This is a genomic window from Erwinia piriflorinigrans CFBP 5888, assembly GCF_001050515.1.
GTDB lineage: Bacteria > Pseudomonadota > Gammaproteobacteria > Enterobacterales > Enterobacteriaceae > Erwinia > Erwinia piriflorinigrans.
Genome location: NZ_CAHS01000015.1, coordinates 334,015 through 352,890, shown reverse-complemented (window position 1 = coordinate 352,890; position 18,876 = coordinate 334,015). Strand labels below are relative to the sequence as shown.

General features: G+C 51.7%; 17 protein-coding genes. 5 read left to right on the top strand and 12 right to left on the bottom strand.

All coding sequences use genetic code 11. The features are described from left to right. Nucleotides 1–105 precede the first annotated feature (105 nt). From EPIR_RS09830 to EPIR_RS09810, 5 genes are all read right to left on the bottom strand, one after another. Nucleotides 106–1,827, bottom strand: a complete 1,722-nt coding sequence (locus tag EPIR_RS09830) for a potassium/proton antiporter (RefSeq protein ID WP_023655233.1) — start codon at nt 1,825–1,827, stop codon at nt 106–108. 442 nt (nt 1,828–2,269) lie between these two features. Beyond that, the gene (locus EPIR_RS09825) at nt 2,270–3,028 is read right to left on the bottom strand and encodes a carboxymuconolactone decarboxylase family protein (RefSeq protein WP_023655231.1); all 759 of its coding nucleotides are present in this window, start codon (nt 3,026–3,028) and stop codon (nt 2,270–2,272) included. After that, on the bottom strand, nt 3,006–3,485 hold the full coding sequence (locus EPIR_RS09820; protein WP_023655230.1) for a (R)-mandelonitrile lyase: 480 nt from the start codon (nt 3,483–3,485) through the stop codon (nt 3,006–3,008). Before EPIR_RS09820 ends, EPIR_RS09825 begins: the two co-directional genes overlap by 23 nt. Nucleotides 3,486–3,533: 48 nt before the next feature. Beyond that, a complete protein-coding gene (locus EPIR_RS09815) occupies nt 3,534–4,544 on the bottom strand; it encodes an alpha/beta hydrolase (protein ID WP_157037526.1) in 1,011 nt (336 codons plus the stop codon). Between the two features lie 178 nt (nt 4,545–4,722). After that, a complete protein-coding gene (locus EPIR_RS09810) occupies nt 4,723–5,568 on the bottom strand; it encodes an oxidoreductase (protein ID WP_023655228.1) in 846 nt (281 codons plus the stop codon). A 172-nt stretch (nt 5,569–5,740) separates the two neighbouring features. Here EPIR_RS09810 and EPIR_RS09805 point away from each other — a divergent pair, with 172 nt between their 5' ends. Then, a complete protein-coding gene (locus EPIR_RS09805; protein WP_023655227.1) occupies nt 5,741–6,700 on the top strand; it encodes a LysR family transcriptional regulator in 960 nt (319 codons plus the stop codon). 1 nt (nt 6,701) lies between these two features. Here EPIR_RS09805 and EPIR_RS09800 read toward each other — a convergent pair whose 3' ends face one another. Next, nucleotides 6,702–7,979, bottom strand: coding sequence for a YeaH/YhbH family protein (locus EPIR_RS09800; protein ID WP_023655226.1), 1,278 nt, complete (start codon nt 7,977–7,979; stop codon nt 6,702–6,704). 72 nt (nt 7,980–8,051) lie between these two features. Next, on the bottom strand, nt 8,052–9,986 hold the full coding sequence (gene yeaG, locus EPIR_RS09795; RefSeq protein ID WP_023655225.1) for a protein kinase YeaG: 1,935 nt from the start codon (nt 9,984–9,986) through the stop codon (nt 8,052–8,054). Nucleotides 9,987–10,532: 546 nt separating this feature from the next. Between yeaG and EPIR_RS09790 the strand changes: the two genes are divergently transcribed. Then, the gene (locus EPIR_RS09790) at nt 10,533–11,282 is read left to right on the top strand and encodes a MipA/OmpV family protein (RefSeq protein WP_048697296.1); all 750 of its coding nucleotides are present in this window, start codon (nt 10,533–10,535) and stop codon (nt 11,280–11,282) included. 121 nt (nt 11,283–11,403) lie between these two features. Here the strand turns inward: EPIR_RS09790 and EPIR_RS09785 are convergent, their stop codons facing one another. Then, entirely contained in the window at nt 11,404–12,282 is an 879-nt protein-coding gene (locus EPIR_RS09785) for a D-hexose-6-phosphate mutarotase (RefSeq protein ID WP_048697293.1), read from the bottom strand. Nucleotides 12,283–12,404: 122 nt separating this feature from the next. Then, the gene (gene gapA / locus EPIR_RS09780; protein ID WP_023655220.1) at nt 12,405–13,400 is read right to left on the bottom strand and encodes a glyceraldehyde-3-phosphate dehydrogenase; all 996 of its coding nucleotides are present in this window, start codon (nt 13,398–13,400) and stop codon (nt 12,405–12,407) included. Between the two features lie 340 nt (nt 13,401–13,740). Between gapA and msrB the strand changes: the two genes are divergently transcribed. Then, the gene (gene msrB, locus EPIR_RS09775; RefSeq protein ID WP_023655219.1) at nt 13,741–14,151 is read left to right on the top strand and encodes a peptide-methionine (R)-S-oxide reductase MsrB; all 411 of its coding nucleotides are present in this window, start codon (nt 13,741–13,743) and stop codon (nt 14,149–14,151) included. A 9-nt stretch (nt 14,152–14,160) separates the two neighbouring features. After that, a complete protein-coding gene (locus EPIR_RS09770; protein ID WP_023655218.1) occupies nt 14,161–14,439 on the top strand; it encodes a YeaC family protein in 279 nt (92 codons plus the stop codon). A 68-nt stretch (nt 14,440–14,507) separates the two neighbouring features. Here EPIR_RS09770 and pncA read toward each other — a convergent pair whose 3' ends face one another. From pncA to sppA, 3 genes are all read right to left on the bottom strand, one after another. Further along, complete coding sequence (gene pncA / locus EPIR_RS09765; RefSeq protein ID WP_048697291.1) at nt 14,508–15,122, bottom strand: bifunctional nicotinamidase/pyrazinamidase; 615 nt, start codon at nt 15,120–15,122, stop codon at nt 14,508–14,510. Nucleotides 15,123–15,137: 15 nt separating this feature from the next. Next, nucleotides 15,138–16,151 (bottom strand): asparaginase, encoded by a 1,014-nt coding sequence (ansA, locus tag EPIR_RS09760; protein WP_048697288.1) that lies wholly within the window; start codon nt 16,149–16,151, stop codon nt 15,138–15,140. Nucleotides 16,152–16,273: 122 nt separating this feature from the next. Beyond that, nucleotides 16,274–18,130, bottom strand: coding sequence for a signal peptide peptidase SppA (gene sppA, locus EPIR_RS09755; protein ID WP_023655215.1), 1,857 nt, complete (start codon nt 18,128–18,130; stop codon nt 16,274–16,276). Nucleotides 18,131–18,323: 193 nt separating this feature from the next. Here sppA and EPIR_RS09750 point away from each other — a divergent pair, with 193 nt between their 5' ends. After that, nucleotides 18,324–18,875 (top strand): NAD(P)H nitroreductase, encoded by a 552-nt coding sequence (locus EPIR_RS09750; protein WP_023655214.1) that lies wholly within the window; start codon nt 18,324–18,326, stop codon nt 18,873–18,875. Nucleotide 18,876: the final 1 nt, after the last annotated feature.

Genomic DNA, 18,876 nt, shown 5'->3' with positions numbered 1-18,876 from the left:
TTAGCTTCTTTGACAATAGGATAAATGCAAAACCGCCGGATAAAACAGGCGGTTCACAACAGCATTTTTAACGGAGAAGGAATAATTCTGCCTTCACATTCAGGGCTATTCTTCCTGTACCTTGACGCCGATCTTGATGATTTCGTTGGCTTCCTTCTCTGCAACCGTCCACAGCATATTTTTCCATTCCACCTGGTCGCCCACCACCGGCGCGCCGCCGATAAAGCTGGAAATCAGTTGGCCCAGCGTTTGTCGCAGATCCGTGTCTTTATCGAGTTCAATGCCGTAAATTTGTGAAACATCCTGCAACAGGGCATCCGCCTGTAGAATAAAGTCACCAAAGAAACGCTGATCTAACGACACCGGAGGAGACTGGCTAAACAGTTTACCCAGTGCGGCAAGATCGCGCTCCCGACCAATGACACACAACACATCATTCTCTTTCAGACGAGTGCTGCCGGTCGGATGGAGCAGCAGATTATCGCGGAACAGCGCGGCGATACGCGTTTCGCGCGGCATACGCAGATCGCGTAGGGCGGCACCAATGCACCATTTATCCGCGCTCAGCTGGTATACAAACTGCTCCCAGGGATTTTCCGGGTGAATATCCAGCCCGACGCGGGAGATGGGAGACGCCAGTGGTGGAACGACCACCCGAGCTTTACGTGCCGCCCATCCGAGAGACGTCCCCTGAACCATAAGTGAAACCAGTACGACAAAGAAGGCGATGTTGAAAAACAGTGCCGCATGCGGCAAGCCTGCCATCATCGGAAAGACCGCGAGGATAATGGGTAATGCACCGCGCAGCCCTACCCAGCTGATAAATATACGTTCGCGAATATTAAAGCCACGGAAGGGTAACAGTCCGATGATAACGGAAAGTGGACGCGCCACTAGAATCAGGCAGAGTGAGAGCAGGGTGGCAGGTAGCGCGATATGCCACAGGTCAGCAGGATTAACCAGCAGGCCCAGCACCAGGAACATACCGATTTGGCTCAGCCATGCCATGCCATCAAAGGTTTGCAGGATCCCATGACGGTTACGAATGGGGCGGTTGCCTAAAATAAAACCACACAGATAGACGGCAAGGATACCGCTGCCTTCCAGCACAGTGGTGAGCGAGAAAACCAGTATGCCGCCACTGACGGCCAGCAGAGGGTAGAGGCCGCTGGCTAAGGATACGCGGTTAATCACCTGTAGCAGTGCCCAGCCGCCGCCCAGGCCAAGTACAATACCCAGTCCAAATTGCTGAACCAGATGAACGACGAACATCCAGCTAAGCCCCGTTTGCCCCTGCTGGATCATTTCAATAAGAGTGATGGTCAGAAAAACGGCCATCGGGTCATTGCTGCCTGATTCAATTTCCAGCGTGGCGCTGACGCGTTCATTAAGGCCTTTCCCGCCCAGCAGGGAGAATACGGCGGCGGCATCGGTAGAGCCAATGATTGCCCCAATAAGAAAACCATTGAGCAGATTGAGATCGAACAACCACGCGGCGGCCAGTCCGGTCAGTCCGGCGGTGATCAGCACGCCAACGGTAGCCAGAGAGAGCGCGGGGCCTAAAGCTACCCGAAAAGAGCTGGCCTGGGTGCGCATACCGCCATCCAGCAGGATCACGGCCAGGGCAAGGTTGCTGATCAGGTATGCAGCGGGATAATTATCAAAGGCGATGCCGCCGATGCCGTCGACGCCAGCCAGCATGCCAAGCGCGAGGAAAATAACCAGTATGGGGATCCCCAGTTTTGACGAAAAAGAGCTAAGCAGTATGCTTGCGGCGACCAGCACTGAACCAATGATAAAGAGACTGTAGATCGCGCTGGCTTCCAATGGGCTTTCTCCTGTTTAAATAAGAACTGATTTGCAGTGGGTTGTAGCACAAGGTTAATTGTCAAAACTGCGGGTGAATCAAGCGAAATTGTTCACTAGACCCGTGGCGCAATATAATAGCGTAAAATGCAGAGGAATAAATGCTTCTTATTGAAGCAGAAAGGGCAGAGGATGGCGAATGGCCAGCCAGCGATCGTGAATGCAGCGGATGGGATAAAGGTGACGAATTTATGATATAGATCTCTTTGAAAAGAGAAAAGCGTGAGACACGTTATTCTAATCTGTCTCATTAACCGACGATAAATGTCGCGAACCGCGACAAATTTATTGATTTGTTGATATCAAGCCCGCCACGATGCGCGTTGTTCTGGCCCAATTTGCGCTGTCTGAAAATTTTATGCCACCCGGCGTGGCATCATCCTTTATATGAAGAGTGCTGCACTCACGACTTTGTCGCCTGTTGCAGTGCCAGTGCGGCTCGCGTTGCGGCATCATTCTCGCCGTGTTGCCGCAAAACCTGAACCAGCTGGAGCAGCTGTCTGTTCGTCAGCCCAACGCGTAAACTACCGCGCATATGCGATAGCAGCTGCGCTTCGACACCCGGCGTGGCGGCTAAAGCCCCGACCGTTGCCAGCTCACGGCTTTGCCAGTCCAGATTATCACGGGCAAAAATGTCGCCAAACAGATGGGTCTGCAAAAACTGATTAATCTCGGGGGCAAACTCAAACAGCGGCCCTTTTACCGGAGTACCGGCAATTTTAGTCTGGTTTGCCGTGCCAACGCGTCTTAGCTCATCACCAACCGGAATGGCAGCGACAGGTTCCTTACCCTGTACATCCTGTATCCCGTGCTGTTGACGAGATTCGACAACCTTCATCAATTCTGTGAGCGCATTCAAACTACGAGGGAAACCGGTATAGGCGTAAAGCTGTACGAGGATTTCTTTGGTTTCATTGACCGTTAGTCCGGCATCAAGTCCCTGATTGAGAGCTGCCTTGAGTTTGTCCATTTTACTACTGGCCATGTAGCAGGCTATCAGTGGAATAAACTGCTGCTGTGCTGAAAGCCCATCGCTAACCCTTTGCTGGATATTCATATCTGCACCCTCCGGCTTGATGGTCGCGGCATCAGACGTGAAATAAGAGCTGATGAGGGTTAAAGCCGCCGCCGCGACTGTTTTAATGCGCGTTGTATTGTTCATCGTTTACCTTTTCCATCCATTTAACGCTCTTTCCATTGACCACACCGGTTATCGCCAGATGCGTCATGGCGCTGCCGGGCGCAGCCCCGTGCCAATGTCTGACTCCCGGCGGACAAGACACGACGTCACCTGGGCGAATAACCCGCACAGGCTGCCCCTCTTGCTGAGTAAGGCCTATACCGGAGGTGACGATCAGTCGCTGCCCAGCCGGGTGCGTATGCCATGCTGAGCGTGCACCCGGTTCGAAAGTGACACAGGCGGCAGAAACGCTGATGTCGTGATCTGCCGCAAATAACGCTTCAACACGAACGCGTCCGCTAAAATTATCAGACGAGCCATAAACCGCATTGCGGGTTACGGCTGGATTGACGGGTACGCAGTCGTTTAGCGGGTCTGCCGATGAGGAAACGGCATTAAGAGACAATAACAGTCCTAAATAGATTCTTTTTCCTGTCATTGAAAGCGCCTTTTTAGTCAAAAAAATAAGATGCAGACCGTATCAGGATCATAATTCTTTATGATAAAAACCGATCAGGTCCTCGGAAATTTCATTCACATAGGGCTGTTTCCAGTAGGTTTCGATATGACTTGCGCCATTGATTTTCACCATTTTCTTATCTTTCGTTCCTGTCGCTTTGGCAAAAGCCTGTTCGGTCATATATAAGGTGTCAGCCTTGGAACCAGCAATCATCAATAAGGGCTGTTGAATAAGGTTAATATGGTCGGTGGCGTCAAACGTCATCAAATCCATTAAGCTGCTGGTGGTGTATCGGGGTGTGGAATTGGGATGGTAGTGCGTTTTCCCATAATACTCGAAGCCTTCGCGGTACAAGCCAGCCGGCATTTTCGCTATTTCTTCACTGGACAGATTTTTCAAATCGACATCGGCGCTATATTGCACATCACCCTTAAAATCTGATGTACTAGCCGCGCTGGCCTGCTGTAAGCGTTGTTGAATGGTATCGATTTGGCTATCCTGCAACCCATTACGACGGACAAGCCCACTATTAAACATACTTACCGTGGCAACGGCTTTGACACGTTTATCACTTTGTACTGCCGCCAGGGTATAACCGCCACCGCCGCAAATGCCTAATGCACCAATGCGCGTACTGTCAGCACCGGGATAAGTCTCGATAAAATCGATCATCCCATGAATATCGTTGATACGATTGAAAGGTTTATCCGTGTTACGTGGCTCCCCGCCGCTTGCTCCCTGATAAGCGGCGTCCGCCGTCACGGCAATATATCCCTTCTCAGCCAGACGCTGAGCATACAACCCGGCCACCTGTTCTTTCACGCCGCCATTAGGATGCGCCACAACGATTGCCGGATATTTTTTTTCAGGATTATAGTTTGCAGGCGTATAGACATTGGCAGCAATATCTATACCGTTAACTTTATAATGAACCGTATGGATATTGACCTTGCCCGCTTCATTTTTTGTAATGGCACCCTCGTAGGCGAGGGTAAATGGATTTTTTTTATAATCAGCGGCAATAACATCGCCTGTCATTATTATAGCAGTCGATAAAATGAGGGTTGAAATAATGCTTTTCGAATTCATGAGTCCACCTCTAATCAATTAAAATCTGCACGGCAGCGCGTTTCACCGACATCGCTGGTGCCGCAACATGGCCTGTTTACTGTTTCAATAAATAATGGAATAAGATGTTGCTAATATGAACTCAAGATTAGCGATCGCATTCAGGGTAATCAGCGCTCAGAGACAAATCGGCCCACTGTTTAAATTCGGTGTCGAGCGTGGTGAGTTTTTCCCGCACCATCTTCAGCCCGGGTTTACCGAGTACCAGATGGAGCGGTGGTGTGGAACTGTTGAGCGCAGTGACAATCGCTTTTGCTGCCCGGGCTGGGTCTCCGGGCTGTTGACCACTGTGCATATTCATATATTTAACACGGTCGTGTACGGTTTCTTTGTAGGCAGCGACAGGATGCTTAGCCATCTGGAGAGAACGACCGGCCCAGTCAGTACGGAACGGCCCCGGCAGCACGACGGTGACTCCCAGCCCTAGGGGAACAACTTCATTGGACAATGATTCCGAAAAGCCTATGAGGCCAAATTTCGTAGCGGCATAGTAGCCAGATCCAGGGTTGCCAATCATTCCACCGATGGAAGATATGTTAACGATATGCCCCAAGCCCCTTTTTCTCATGCCCGGAAGCACAGCACGGGTCAGTGCAATAGGAGCAAAAACGTTAGTTTCAAATAATTTTCGGTAGTCATCCTCATCCGCCTCTTCAATCGCGGCAATGTACCCATAGCCGGCATTATTGACCAGCACGTCCACACCGCCGTGCTGCTCGACGAATTCCACCGCGGCCTGAATATCCGACTGACGGGTCACATCCAGCGTGATGGCATGGGCGTTATCGTGACCTTGTGTCAGTTTAGACAGGCTGTCTGCATTTCTTGCCGTCGCAAAGACTTGATCACCGTTGGCGATCAGATAGTCGGCCAGAGCATATCCCAGTCCTGATGAACATCCTGTTATCAGCCAGTTGCGCTGTTTTTGCTTCATGAGAATGTCCTCTTTCTTTTATCGTCTGATTTGCAGCAGTTGTGGATGCCTTCAAACTATAATTGATTAATAATTTCTGACAATCAGCAGAATGATTGATGATGTGTTGAACAATATTCAACAATAGGGTTAACTTGAGCCTTGCAGCAAAATAGCGAGAGAACCCGGAACAATGTCACGGATCACCTTACCTGAGCTAAGTGTCTTTATCTCCCTGGCCGAGCAGCTCAATTTCAGTGCATCGGCACGTGAATTAGGGGTATCGACCTCGGCTTTAAGCCATTCGATTCGTAAGCTTGAAGCGCGAATGGGCATGCAGTTATTTATCCGCACCACGAGATCCGTGGCACTGACGGAGGCAGGCGCGCAGCTTTTCAGGCGCGCTGCACCAGCAATTAATGAACTGGAACAAGCCATCCATGAAGTCAACTCTTCCAGGGATCGGCCTTCAGGTACCATCAGGATCAGCGCGGCGGAAGCCGGCGCAAGGCCACTTATCCAGCATATGCTGCCCGATTTTTTCAAAACCTACCCGGATATCCATGTCGAATTTGTGGTGGATACGCGTTACGTCGATATCGTGGCGGATGGGTTCAATGCCGGTATTCGTCTGCTGGAGGATGTTCCACTGGATATGGTGGCGATCCCGTTTGGCCCGGAAGCGATCCGTATTGCTGCCGTGGCGTCACCGGATTACCTGGCAAAGCATGGTAATCCGATGACGCCGGACGATCTCAGAAATCATCAATGCATACGCTTTCGTTTTCTCAGCGGAGCGCTTTACCATTGGGATTTGGAATATCGCGGGCGCAGTACTAATGTGAACGTCAACGGCCCCATGACGTTGGGAAATACTAATTTGATGGTGGATGCAGCGCTGGCGGGTATTGGTATTGCCTGGGTGCCCGATTACCACGTTTATCAACATCTCCGCGATGGACGTCTGGTTCAGGTTCTACCCGAGTGGAGTCCTTCTGTGAGCCGAGTCTGTCTGTATTACCCGGTTAATCGCCATCAGCCGTTAGCGCTCAAGCTGTTCTGTGACGCCGTCAGGGAGTGGGCGAAAACACCCCTGAGCAACCCTGGCCAGAACAGCACCCCGACCGACGGAGCGTCGGCCGAGGCAGGGTAGTCTAGTAATTCTCTTCGACCTGTTTTTTGAACAATGCGCGGAACACCGGATAAATATCCTCCGGTTCGCGAATATGCTGTATGGCAAAATTACTAAAGGAGGTCTGAAGATGTTCATATTCACGCCACAGGGTTTGATGGGCGCGCCGGGTAATCTCAATGTAGCTGTAGTAACGCACCACGGGCAGAATCTGTTTGGACAGAATTTCATGGCACAGTGGAGAGTCATCAGCCCAGTTATCGCCATCAGACGCCTGTGCGGCATAGATATTCCATCGCGCCGGGTCGTAACGCTCTTTCACGACTTCATCCATAAGTTTTAGCGCGCTGGAAACGATGGTGCCGCCAGTTTCCTGTGAATAAAAGAACTCCTGCTCATCAACTTCCTTCGCCTGGGTATGATGGCGTATATACACCACGTCGACGTTTTTGTAGGTTCTGCTTAAAAACAGGTAGAGCAGAATATAGAAACGCTTGGCCATGTCTTTGGTGGGCTGATCCATCGATCCGGAGACGTCCATCAGGCAGAACATCACTGCCTGGCTGGAAGGTTCAGCACGCTTTTCAAAGTTTTTGTAACGCAAATCGAAGGTATCAATAAAGGGGACGCGCTTGATCCGCGCGCGCAAATCCGCGATTTCATTACGCAGACGCTGCTCTTCGAGGAGTTGGGCGGGTTCGCTGTTTTCCACCCGCAGCAGATTTTCTTCCAGTTCAGCCAGCTGACGCCGTTTAGCTGACGTCATGGCGGTGCGCCGTGCCAGCGAATTCTGTAATGAGCGAACTACGCTGATGTTGGCCGGCACGCCGTTAGCGGTGTAGCCTGCACGATGAGACTTATATTCATTAAGCTGTCGATGCTGATTTTTCTTCAAGTTCGGCAGTGCTAAATCCTCGAATAGCAGGTCGAGATATTCGTCTTTAGAAATATTGAAAACGAATTCATCCTCTCCTTCACCATCATTTCCTGCGTTGCCCTGACCACTTCCGCCAGCGCCGCCTCCCGCAGGACGGTCAACCCGGTCATTCTGAACAAAATGATCGTTGCCCGGATGGACGCGATAGCGCTCTCCACCACGCCCCTGGTGGAAACTGGGTTCATTAATATCTTCGATGGGTATTGAGACCGATTCGCCGCTCTCAATGTCGGTAACCGAACGCTTATTGATGGCCTCGGCGATCGACTGTTTAATTTGCGACTTGTAACGGCGCAAAAAACGCTGACGATTGACCGCGCTTTTGTTTTTGCCGTTAAGACGCCGATCGATAAAATAGGCCATAGCTCCCCCAAACATGGTTGCAAGCCGGGAAGGGGTTTACACCCTTTTCCCGGCTGGATGCGACTGCCGGAATCAGGACGATTTTCTTACGCGCAAATACCATTCGCACAGCAGGCGAACTTGTTTGCGGGTATAACCTTTCTCCATCATTCGGTCGACGAAGTCATCGTGCTTTTTCTGCTCGTCGCTGGACGTCTTAGCGTTAAACGAAATGACGGGCAGCAGCTCCTCCGTATTTGAAAACATTTTTTTCTCAATCACGGTGCGCAGCTTTTCGTAACTGGTCCAGTTAGGATTGCGTCCACTGTTATGAGCGCGTGCTCGCAGCACAAAGTTGACGATTTCGTTGCGGAAGTCCTTGGGATTACTGATCCCAGCCGGTTTCTCTATTTTCTCCAGCTCTGCGTTTAACGCTTCGCGGTCAAACAGCTGGCCGGTATCCGGATCGCGATACTCCTGATCCTGGATCCAGAAGTCAGCATAAGAGACATAACGGTCGAAAATGTTCTGTCCATATTCTGAATAGGACTCGAGATAAGCCGTTTGTATCTCTTTACCGATAAACTCGGCATATTTGGGGATCAGATAGCCTTTCAGGAATTCAAGGTATTTTTCTGCCTGTTCCTGTGGGAACTGCTCACGATCGATCTGCTGTTCCAGCACGTAGAACAGATGGACCGGGTTGGCAGCCACTTCGGCATGGTCGAAATTAAACACGCGCGAAAGGATTTTAAAGGCAAAACGCGTAGACAGTCCGTTCATCCCTTCGTCGACGCCAGCGTAGTCACGATACTCCTGATAGGATTTCGATTTAGGATCGGTATCCTTCAGGCTCTCACCATCATAGACGCGCATTTTTGAATAGGTACTGGAGTTTTCAGGCTCTTTCAGGCGTGACAGGATGGAGAAGCGGGCCAGCGTTTCCAGTGTGCCTGGCGCACAGGGCGCATGCGCCAGCTCACTGTTCACCAGCAGTTTTTCATAGATTTTCATCTCTTCAGACACGCGCAGGCAGTACGGCACTTTGACAATGTAAACACGGTCAAGGAAGGCTTCATTATTTTTGTTGTTACGGAACGTGACCCATTCTGATTCATTAGAGTGCGCCAGAATAATACCGTTGAAAGGCAGAGCAGAGATGCCTTCCGTGCCGTTATAGTTACCTTCCTGAGTGGCGGTAAGCAGCGGATGCAGCACCTTGATAGGGGCTTTAAACATCTCAACGAATTCCATAATCCCCTGGTTTGCCCGGCATAACGCGCCAGAATAGCCATAAGCATCCGGATCGTTCTGCGCGTGGTTCTCAAGCTTACGGATATCGACTTTACCCACCAGCGCCGAGATGTCCTGGTTATTTTCATCGCCAGGTTCAGTTTTGGCGATGGCAACCTGTTCCAGTATCGACGGCCAGACCTTCACCACTTTGAAGCGGGTGATATCACCACCGAAGTCGTTCAGGCGTTTGGCGGCCCAAGGCGACATGATGGTGCCAAGATAACGGCGGGGCACGCCATACTCTTTATTAAGGATATGGGCATCCTCATGAGGGTTAAACAGGCACAGAGGATGATCGTTTACCGGGCTGCGTTCACCGTCGGCGGTGAGTATGTAGATGGGCACGCGCTGCATCAGTGATTTCAGCCGTTCAGCAAGAGAGGATTTACCCCCGCCAACCGGCCCCAGCAGATAGAGGATTTGCTTCTTCTCTTCAAGCCCCTGCGCAGCATGTTTGAGGTAGGCGACGATCTGCTCGATAGCTTCTTCCATGCCATAAAATTCTTCGAACGCCGGGTAGCGTGCGACTACGCGGTTTGAGAAAAGCCGTGAAAGGCGAGGCTCAAGAGCGGTATCAACCATTACTGGTTCACCAATGGCCATTAACAGTCGTTCCGCCGCATTGGCGTATGCACTGCGATCCTGGCGGCATACGGTCAGGAACTCCTGCAGTGTGAACTCTTCGTCCTTGGCAGCTTCATAACGCTGACGATAGTGATCGAATATATTCATGGCGATGCCCGTCCTTTCGGTTTTATACCGGTCATAGTCCGTGCTGCAGGGAGATGGCTGTCGTTGATAACCCGGCGTCAACTCATCGGGCCTCACCTGTCAACTGCCTTCCTGTAACTCGAATTACTTGGGTATAGCACTGGTAGCAGGAGCTGAAGAGATAACGACTCCTGAAGAATTTATATCTGAGTACAGCAACCCTTATGCCAACCTGGTGTCGATTTACGGCCTGCTTTAAAAAAATTGTGGTTGCTCTGCTCGATAAACTGGGAGGTTCATTATTAAGCGTAGAGCGCATTCAGAAAATTTCCTAATGTAGTGCCTGTTTTCAAAGAAATTTCAGTAGCAAAGTTAGAATGTAGCTAAGGACTCGCCTTGTTCACCCCGGCCTTGAACGGCCTGTTGCCCGCATTCTGAACTTCTGCCTCCCCCCTGAATTGCTCAGTATGGATTATGAGTGCTAAAGTTTGGGTGATTTTGTGACTTACAGAACACTTCATGCCTAAAATATCAGGCTGATTGTTATATTTATGGATTGAATAAATTGTGAACTATTTCAAAGTTACCGCGCTTTCTGCTTTTTTACCCTGTTATTTTATCGCTTCAATGGCCCAGGCCAATCCCTTAACGTTGGGAGCGGGCCTGCTTTACAGTCAAAGTCCGTATAAAAGCGGACAGGATCGCTATTATCCATTCCCTGTTATCAACTATGAGGGGGACAGCTTCTATATTCATAGCCTGCAGGCGGGATACTACCTGTGGAAAGACCAACAGGATCAGCTATCACTGACCGTGTTAGGTTCACCGCAAAATTTTGATCCTGATGATGTCGACGATAGCGATATGAAGTCGCTGAATAAGCGTCGTATGACGGTAATGGGCGGCCTTGCATATCGCCATACGGCAGACTGGGGCATTATGCGCACCGCGCTGGTGGGCGATATGCTTAATAACAGTAACGGCATTATCTGGGATGTGGCCTATCTTTATCGCTTTGAATTTGGCCAGTTCAGCCTGACGCCTGGCATCGGTGCTTTATGGAACAGTGCGAATCAGAACCGCTATTATTACGGCATCAACTCGGATGAATCTCGCCGCAGCGGTCTTAGCAGCTACCGGCCAGATAGCAGCTGGAGCCCTTATCTTGAACTCAGCGCAGGCTGGAAGATCGATGATAACTGGAATGCAACGTTGTCCGGGCGCTATTCAAGGCTTGGCGGGGATATTAAAGACAGTCCGATGGTCGATAATAATGCACAAATGCTGCTAATGACCGGGGTGAGTTACACATTCTGACCCGGCACCTATGCCCTGATTCAGGGCATAGGCTTCTATTACACTCTGGTTATGCCCTAAAACAGGGCGGAGTCGGTGACGCATTGGGCGTCTTTTAATGTGTTAAACGCCCCGGTCAAACTCACTTTTTGCTACGCACCAGAAGGGTGGTTGCCAGTCGGGCAGGCCGATCGTCGGCGCTTTTCATGGGTTGACTGATATGCGCCGTTTCCACGCAAACCATCGTTTTATACCCTTCATTGGCCATATCTGCCATGCTGCAAGACAGCTCTGCCCCAGGATTCCAGGTGACAACGTCACTATGATGGTGGTGGTGCACTTCAATTGTTCGCTGTCCTGCCTTATCGTCAATGATGCTGCAATCTGTAGGCTCGGTGAAGATGCGATCCGTCCGCTGCGCATAGGTCTGTGTGCCGTTCTCTGACGTTCCCGTGACGCCATTGTTCACTTTATCGATATAGCTCGGCCCGAGGCCGCTGACGGATACGCCCGCGATATCAGCCACGGCAAAGTAACTGTGCAGGGCGGCGGTTGCTTCAAATTCACCATGTGCTTCCAGCTCAATTTCACAGCGTTCGCCGAAGCGGAATCGGGCAAACAGGGTAAAGTCATGTGGCCATAACTTCCTGGTTTTCTCATTGCTTTCCAGTACCAGCGTCAGCATGACGCACCGTTCGTTTTCATCGTGTGCGGAAAGCTTCCACGGCAGGTTACGGGCGAAACCGTGTGCGGGTTCTCCGGCCGGGCCAAACCAGGGCCAACAAACAGGGATGCCGCCACGAATGGCTTTACCATCGGCCCAGGGCGTTTTATCGCTTACCCAGATGACGGGTTGCTCTCCGGCTGGCTGCCAGGCCACCAGCTGAGCACCTTGCAAAGTGACGGCTGCGCGGACCTTAGGGTGAGTGATGACGATAACCGGCAGCTCTCCCATCTGACGCTGTGAAAGCCAGGGGGTTAACTGGTGGATCACCGGCAGGGTAAAGAGTTTCTCGTTCACAGGTTTGCCTTTTGAAAATGAGCGATAAAAAAAGGGCGACCTGCGTCGCCCTCCGATTCGTTTCACATCCAGCCTTTAAACTTGAAACTGCCTGAAGCCGTTTCCGTTTTGCGGCGGAGCGCTTATTTAGCGATGTGAGCAACCAGGTCCAGAACCTTGTTGGAGTAGCCTGTTTCGTTGTCGTACCAGGATACCAGCTTCACGAAGTTGTCGTTCAGGGCGATACCGGCTTTCGCATCGAAGATAGACGTCAGGGTTTCGCCGTTGAAATCAGTAGAAACCACTTCGTCTTCAGTGTAGCCCAGAACGCCTTTCATCTCACCTTCGGCAGCGGCTTTGATCGCTGCACAAATTTCTTTGTAAGAAGCCGGTTTTGCCAGACGAGCAGTCAGATCGACAACGGAAACGTTAGGGGTAGGCACACGGAACGCCATACCGGTCAGTTTACCGTTCAGCTCTGGGATCACTTTACCTACCGCTTTAGCAGCACCGGTAGAAGAAGGGATGATGTTCTGAGATGCGCCACGGCCGCCACGCCAGTCTTTGTGTGACGGGCCATCAACGGTTTTCTGCGTCGCTGTAGTCGCGTGAACGGTGGTCATCAGTGCTTCAACGATGCCGAACTTGTCGTTGATCACTTTTGCCAGCGGTGCCAGGCAGTTGGTGGTACAAGATGCGTTAGACACGATATCCTGACCGTCGTAAGACTTGTGGTTTACGCCCATAACAAACATTGGGGTGTCGTCTTTAGACGGGCCAGTCAGTACGACCTTCTTCGCGCCTGCTTCGATGTGTTTACGTGCTGTTTCGTCGGTCAGGAAGATACCTGTTGCTTCGGCAACCACATCAACACCAACTTCATTCCACTTCAGGTTTGCCGGATCGCGCTCAGCGGTAACACGAATGGTTTTACCGTTAACAACCAGATGGCCGTCTTTGACTTCTACAGTGCCGTTAAAACGGCCATGAGTTGAGTCATACTTCAGCATGTAAGCCATGTACTCTGCGTCGAGCAGATCGTTGATAGCAACGATTTCTACATCAGAACGTTCCTGAGCAGCACGGAAAACGATGCGGCCGATACGGCCAAAACCGTTGATACCTACTTTGATAGTCATATATTCCACCAGCTTGTTGATAGTGAATAAAAGGTTGGTTGTAAAATTACAAAAACCTTACCAGGCGTCAAGCGGAATCGTGTCAATCATTGCGACAAATCAATCCTCGAACAGGAATTATTCAATCTAAATCCGGCTACATGACGCGTGGTAAAGTACATTTTGGGGCACTTTAGCCTAATCTAAAGGGGGGGATGCTCCAAATGGTGATCTGCATCACAATTTTAACCGCGACTGGAGACGGTTATCTGGCGATCGGTAAAATTTTGCCAGATGTTGTTAAGTGTTTGTTAGAATAGCTGCAGAGATTAACAGTTCAATCGCGCCAGAGAGTCCAGATATGGCTAAACAAGATAATACCTCATCATCCGAAAGCACCCTGACTGAAATGCAGCGCTACGTGACTCAAGAACACGGCACTGAACCTCCCTATTCGGGCAAGCTCCTTCATAACAAAAACGATGGCATTTACCACTGCCTGATTTGCCGTGTACCGCTGTTTTTGTCCGAATCCAAATATGATTCCGGTTGCGGTTGGCCCAGTTTTTATCAGCCTTTCAGCCCGGAGGCTATTCGCTATATTGAGGATGACAGCCACGGTATGCAGCGTATCGAAATCCGCTGCGGCAGCTGTGATGCGCACCTCGGTCACGTATTTCCTGATGGCCCGCAGCCAACCGGCGAACGCTTTTGTGTCAACTCGGCCTCGCTGAGTTTCACCGATGATAATGGCAATAACACGTTGGGCTAAGGAGACATGATGCAACTGGATGAAATGATCGCCAGCATGACGCCGGAGGTTTATCAGCGTTTGGTCACCGCCGTAGAAACCGGTAAGTGGGCCGATGGTGTCGCGCTGACTCCTGAGCAGAAAGAGCACAGCCTACAGCTGGTGCTGCTGTGGCAGGCGAGAAACAACGATAATCCGCAGCATATGAGCGTGGCAAAGGGCGGGGAGATGGTGATGAAAAGTAAAAAACAGCTGAAAGACGAGTTTGGCATCCGCGATGATGCCGTCACGCGTATCAAGCTACAGTAGATTATTCCTCCAGGAATAATTTGCGCTAACCCAGGCGGGGCCGACCGTACGCGACCCCGCGTGGGCGTTTAAATCAAGCGGGCACCCGCTTGAGCCATATCGAGCAAGGCATTTTTACTGTCATCAGGATGTAGATTGACCCCGCGACAGCCCGCGCTCACCACCGTGACCTGATAACCCAGCGTCAGCGCGTCCAGCACGCTAAACTTAACGCAGTAATCGGTAGCCAGCCCCATGACGGTGAGAGCCGTCACGTCGTGTTCCTGCAACCAGGCGTGCAGGATAGTGTGCTGGCGCTGGCCGTTATCGTAAAACGCACTGTAGCTATCGATTTCGGCATTCTCGCCTTTGTGAACCAGCAGGTTGATTGCCGTGTGCGCCAGTTCAGGATGCAGCTGCGCGCCGTGGCTCTGTTGCACACAGTGATCCGGCCACCATATCTGTGGCAAACCGTGTAACTGGCCGAGCGTGCCCGGTATGGTCCCGGCGCTGGAGGCGAAGCTACCGTGTCCTGCGGGATGCCAGTCGAGAGTGGCTATCACCGCTTCGCCGCGCTGCTGAAATTCTGCAGCAAGGCGGTTAGCGACGGCAATGGTCTGTTCTCCTTCTTTCACGGCTAGTGCACCGCCGGGACAAAAGTCATTTTGCAGGTCGATCAATAACAGTGCCTGGCGTCCACTCATCGTCATTTCATTCTCTCAGTCAGGGGTCAATTCGCCGCGCAGATTTTGTTTCATCAGCTGGCGGATTTCATCGCTGGTCAAATCCTGGCTCAGCAGGTAATGCAGTTTGGTCAGCGTGGCTTCGACGGTCAAATCGGCTCCGCTCACCACGCCAGCATGTGCCAGCGCATTTCCTGTGGCATAGCCTCCCATATTGACCTTACCGGACATACACTGGGTGAGATTGACTACCACAATGCCGCGTTCGGTAGCGGCCTTCAGCTCTTGAAGGAACTCTTTATTCTGCGGGGCATTGCCGACGCCATAAGAGCGCAGGATCAGCGCTTTTACCGGCTGCTGTAGGAAATTGCGCACCACTTCGGCCGAAATTCCCGGGTAGAGGGTGACCACCCCGATCGGCTGCGGCGTGATGGGATGCACCACCAGATCACCCACGCCAGTTGGGGCGGGAGCGGTGTTCAAACGACGAATATGAATGCCAGCTTCCAGCAGCGGGGCAAGGTTTGGCGAGGCGAAAGCATTAAAGCCGTCGGCGTGTGCCTTGGTGGTACGATTACCACGGTACAAGGTGTTATTGAAGAACAGCGTCACTTCGTTAACCGGATAGTTAGCGGCGACAAACAGAGAATTCAACAAATTCTGTTGCCCGTCGGAGCGCAGCTGCTCAAGGGGGATTTGTGACCCTGTCACAATCACCGGTTTGGCTAAGTTTTCCAGCATAAACGAAAGCGCCGAGGCGGTGAATGCCATCGTGTCGGTGCCATGCAGAATGACAAATCCATCATAGTGATCATACTTTTGACGGATATCGTCGGCGATGATTTGCCAGTCCTGCGGCGTCATATCTGAAGAGTCAATCAAAGGCTGATATTCATGGATGGTGAAATCAGGCATTTCTGGCCGGTGAAACTCTGGCATGTTGGCCAGCTGGTGCTGAAGATGGCCGGAAACCGGAACAAAACCATGCTCGGAGCGCTGCATGCCGATAGTGCCGCCCGTGTAGGCGACGTAAATGGATTTCTTTTGCATTGGTAAACTCAGGAATGACTCAAAGAGCGCAGTATAAGGGGAAAGCATAAGGAAAGCAGCCCGATCGGTAACGATCGGGCTGAAGTGACGTCACACAAATGACTCTTGTGTAACGCGACTGCTTATTTCACATCACCGCAACTCAGGCAGAGCGCATAGCGATTTTGCGGATCGTTCAGGTTATCCATCAGGCCGGGCTGTTTTTGCATTGCCGACATAATATCCATCACCGGAGCAGGGAAGTAGGCTTTCAGGGTGGCGGGTAGCGCCGCATGAGCAGAGGCCTGTACTTGGTTGAACAGCAGATCCAGCAGACCTGGCTCATCCTGATACCAGCTCAACTGGGGCTTGCTCAGTTTTGCCAGCTGCGCTGCTTTAGCTACCGCATCATCAAAATCACCTAGCGCATCGACCAGACCATTCGCTTTAGCATCATTGCCGGTCCACACGTGTCCCTGAGCTATCTGGTCAATTTCCTCGGTGGTTTTGTTGCGTGATTTCGCGACCAGGCCAATAAAGTTCTGATAACCCTTATCAATGCTCAACTGCATCATCTGCTGGACTTCCGGCGGCAGGGCCTTAGTGCTGGCGATATCAGCCAGCGGGGACGTTGCCACGCCGTCAGTATGAACGCCAATCGCATCCAGTGAATTCTCTACGGTGTTAATCACGCCGAAGATGCCGATGGAGCCTGTCAGCGTCGCCGGGCTGGCAATCACATAATTGGCTGGGGTTGATACCCAATAGCCGCCGGATGCTGCCATACCGCCCATAGAGACCACCACAGGCTTGCCAGCGTCTTTCGCCGCAGCCAGCTCTTCGCGAATCGTTTCAGACGCGGTGACGCTACCGCCAGGGCTGTTCACACGGAAGACAATGGCTTTAATTTTTGGATCAAGGCGTGCCGCGCGAATTTCCAGGGCGGTAGTATCGCCGCCAACGCTGCCAGGCGTTTCTTCACCATCCATGATCGCGCCACTGGCCAAGATCACCGCCACATTCGCGTCGCCCGTGCTGGTATCTTTTACCTCATAGTCATAGATACTGGTGCCGCGATAGTTCTTAGCCTCTTTATCCCAGCCGAAGGTTTTAACCAGGTCACGTTCGACCAGCGATGGAGAAGCCAGCTCGTCTACCAGTTTGTTATCCCTGGCATACTGAGCAGTATCCCCTCCAAGTTTTTTCAGCGAGTCCAGTACGCCCTGCGCGCCTGGGAATACCTGATTTGGAGTGATTTGGCGGTTTGCGGCCAGTGTATTCAGGTAATTCTCCCACAGCTCACCCACCCAGCGGCCGTCGGCATCGCGTGCCGCCGGAGACATATTGTCTCGCAGGAAAGGTTCTACCGCCGACTTATAAGTGCCTACGCGGAATACGTGTGAGCTGACTTTTAGTTTGTCAATCAGCGTCTTATAGTACAGGCTGTTCGTGGCAAAACCATGAAGGTCAACATTACCTTGCGGGGAGAGGTAAATCTTGTTGGCGTAGCTTGCAAGGTAGTACTGTGCCTGGCTGTAGCTTTCTCCGGTGGCGAAGATCGGCTTGCCGCTATCACGGAATTCGCGAAGCGTCTTGCCAATGTACTGCAACGATGGCTGGTCGGCCCCGGCAAAATTACGCAGGTCAAGCACCATGCCGGTGATATTGGCATCATCTTTTGCCTGGCGGATGGCATCCACGATATCAAACAGCGAGTTTTCCTTCAGGCGGTCGCTGCTGGCCCCTAGCAGCTGGCGACCAATTTTACTCAGTTTGTGACTGACGGTGGGTTTATCCACCACCACACCACTCAGGTTGACAACCAGTGCGCCTTTTTGCGTTTCGGCTGGCGTGCTGGCGCTCTTAAACTGGAACCAGATCCCCAGGGCAACAACAATCAGCAGGACCAGGAACAGGTTAAGAATAAATTCACGAACAAAATTCAGTACCCGCCATGACCACTTAAAGATAGTAGCGATAATTCGCCATAATACGTGCATAGTCTCTCCATATTGGCAATCAAATGCCCGCCAGGGGAATGCTGTGTCGCAGGGCATTCGCAAAACCGGGCCATAATGCTTCACATCCTAATTAGCAGGGGCGGAATTGTCAGCAGGAAAAAGCGCAATGCTGTAACAAAACATCATCCTGTGCTAGTTTCTGCCCTGCACAAATGATTAACAGGAGGACTCAATGGATGCTCTGGAACTACTGATGAACCGCCGCTCCGCATCCCGTCTGGCTGAGCCAGCCCCGTCAGGCGAGGCCTTGGAGAACATTTTACGCGCCGGTCTGCGCGCTCCTGACCACGGCACGCTCAAGCCCTGGCGTTTTATCATTATTGAAAATGAGGGGCGCGATCGTTTTAGCGCGTTACTGGAAAAACTGGCGCGTGACGAGCAGCAGGATGATAAAGCCATTGAAAAAGCACAGCGTGCGCCCTATCGGGCACCGATGATCATTACCGTGGTGGCACATTGTGAAGAGCACCCTAAGGTGCCGCGCTGGGAACAGCTGGTTTCCGCCGGATGTGCGGTGATGGCAATGCAAATGGCTGCCGCCGCGCAGGGATTCAACGGTATCTGGCGCAGCGGCGCATGGACTGAAGCAGAGCCGGTTCGTGAGGCGTTCAACTGTCGGCACCAAGATGCGATCGTCGGATTTCTCTATCTGGGAACGCCGCAGCTCAAATCTTCAGCCAGCATCGTACCGCCTGACAGCGCCTCCCTGATTAGCTACTTTTGAA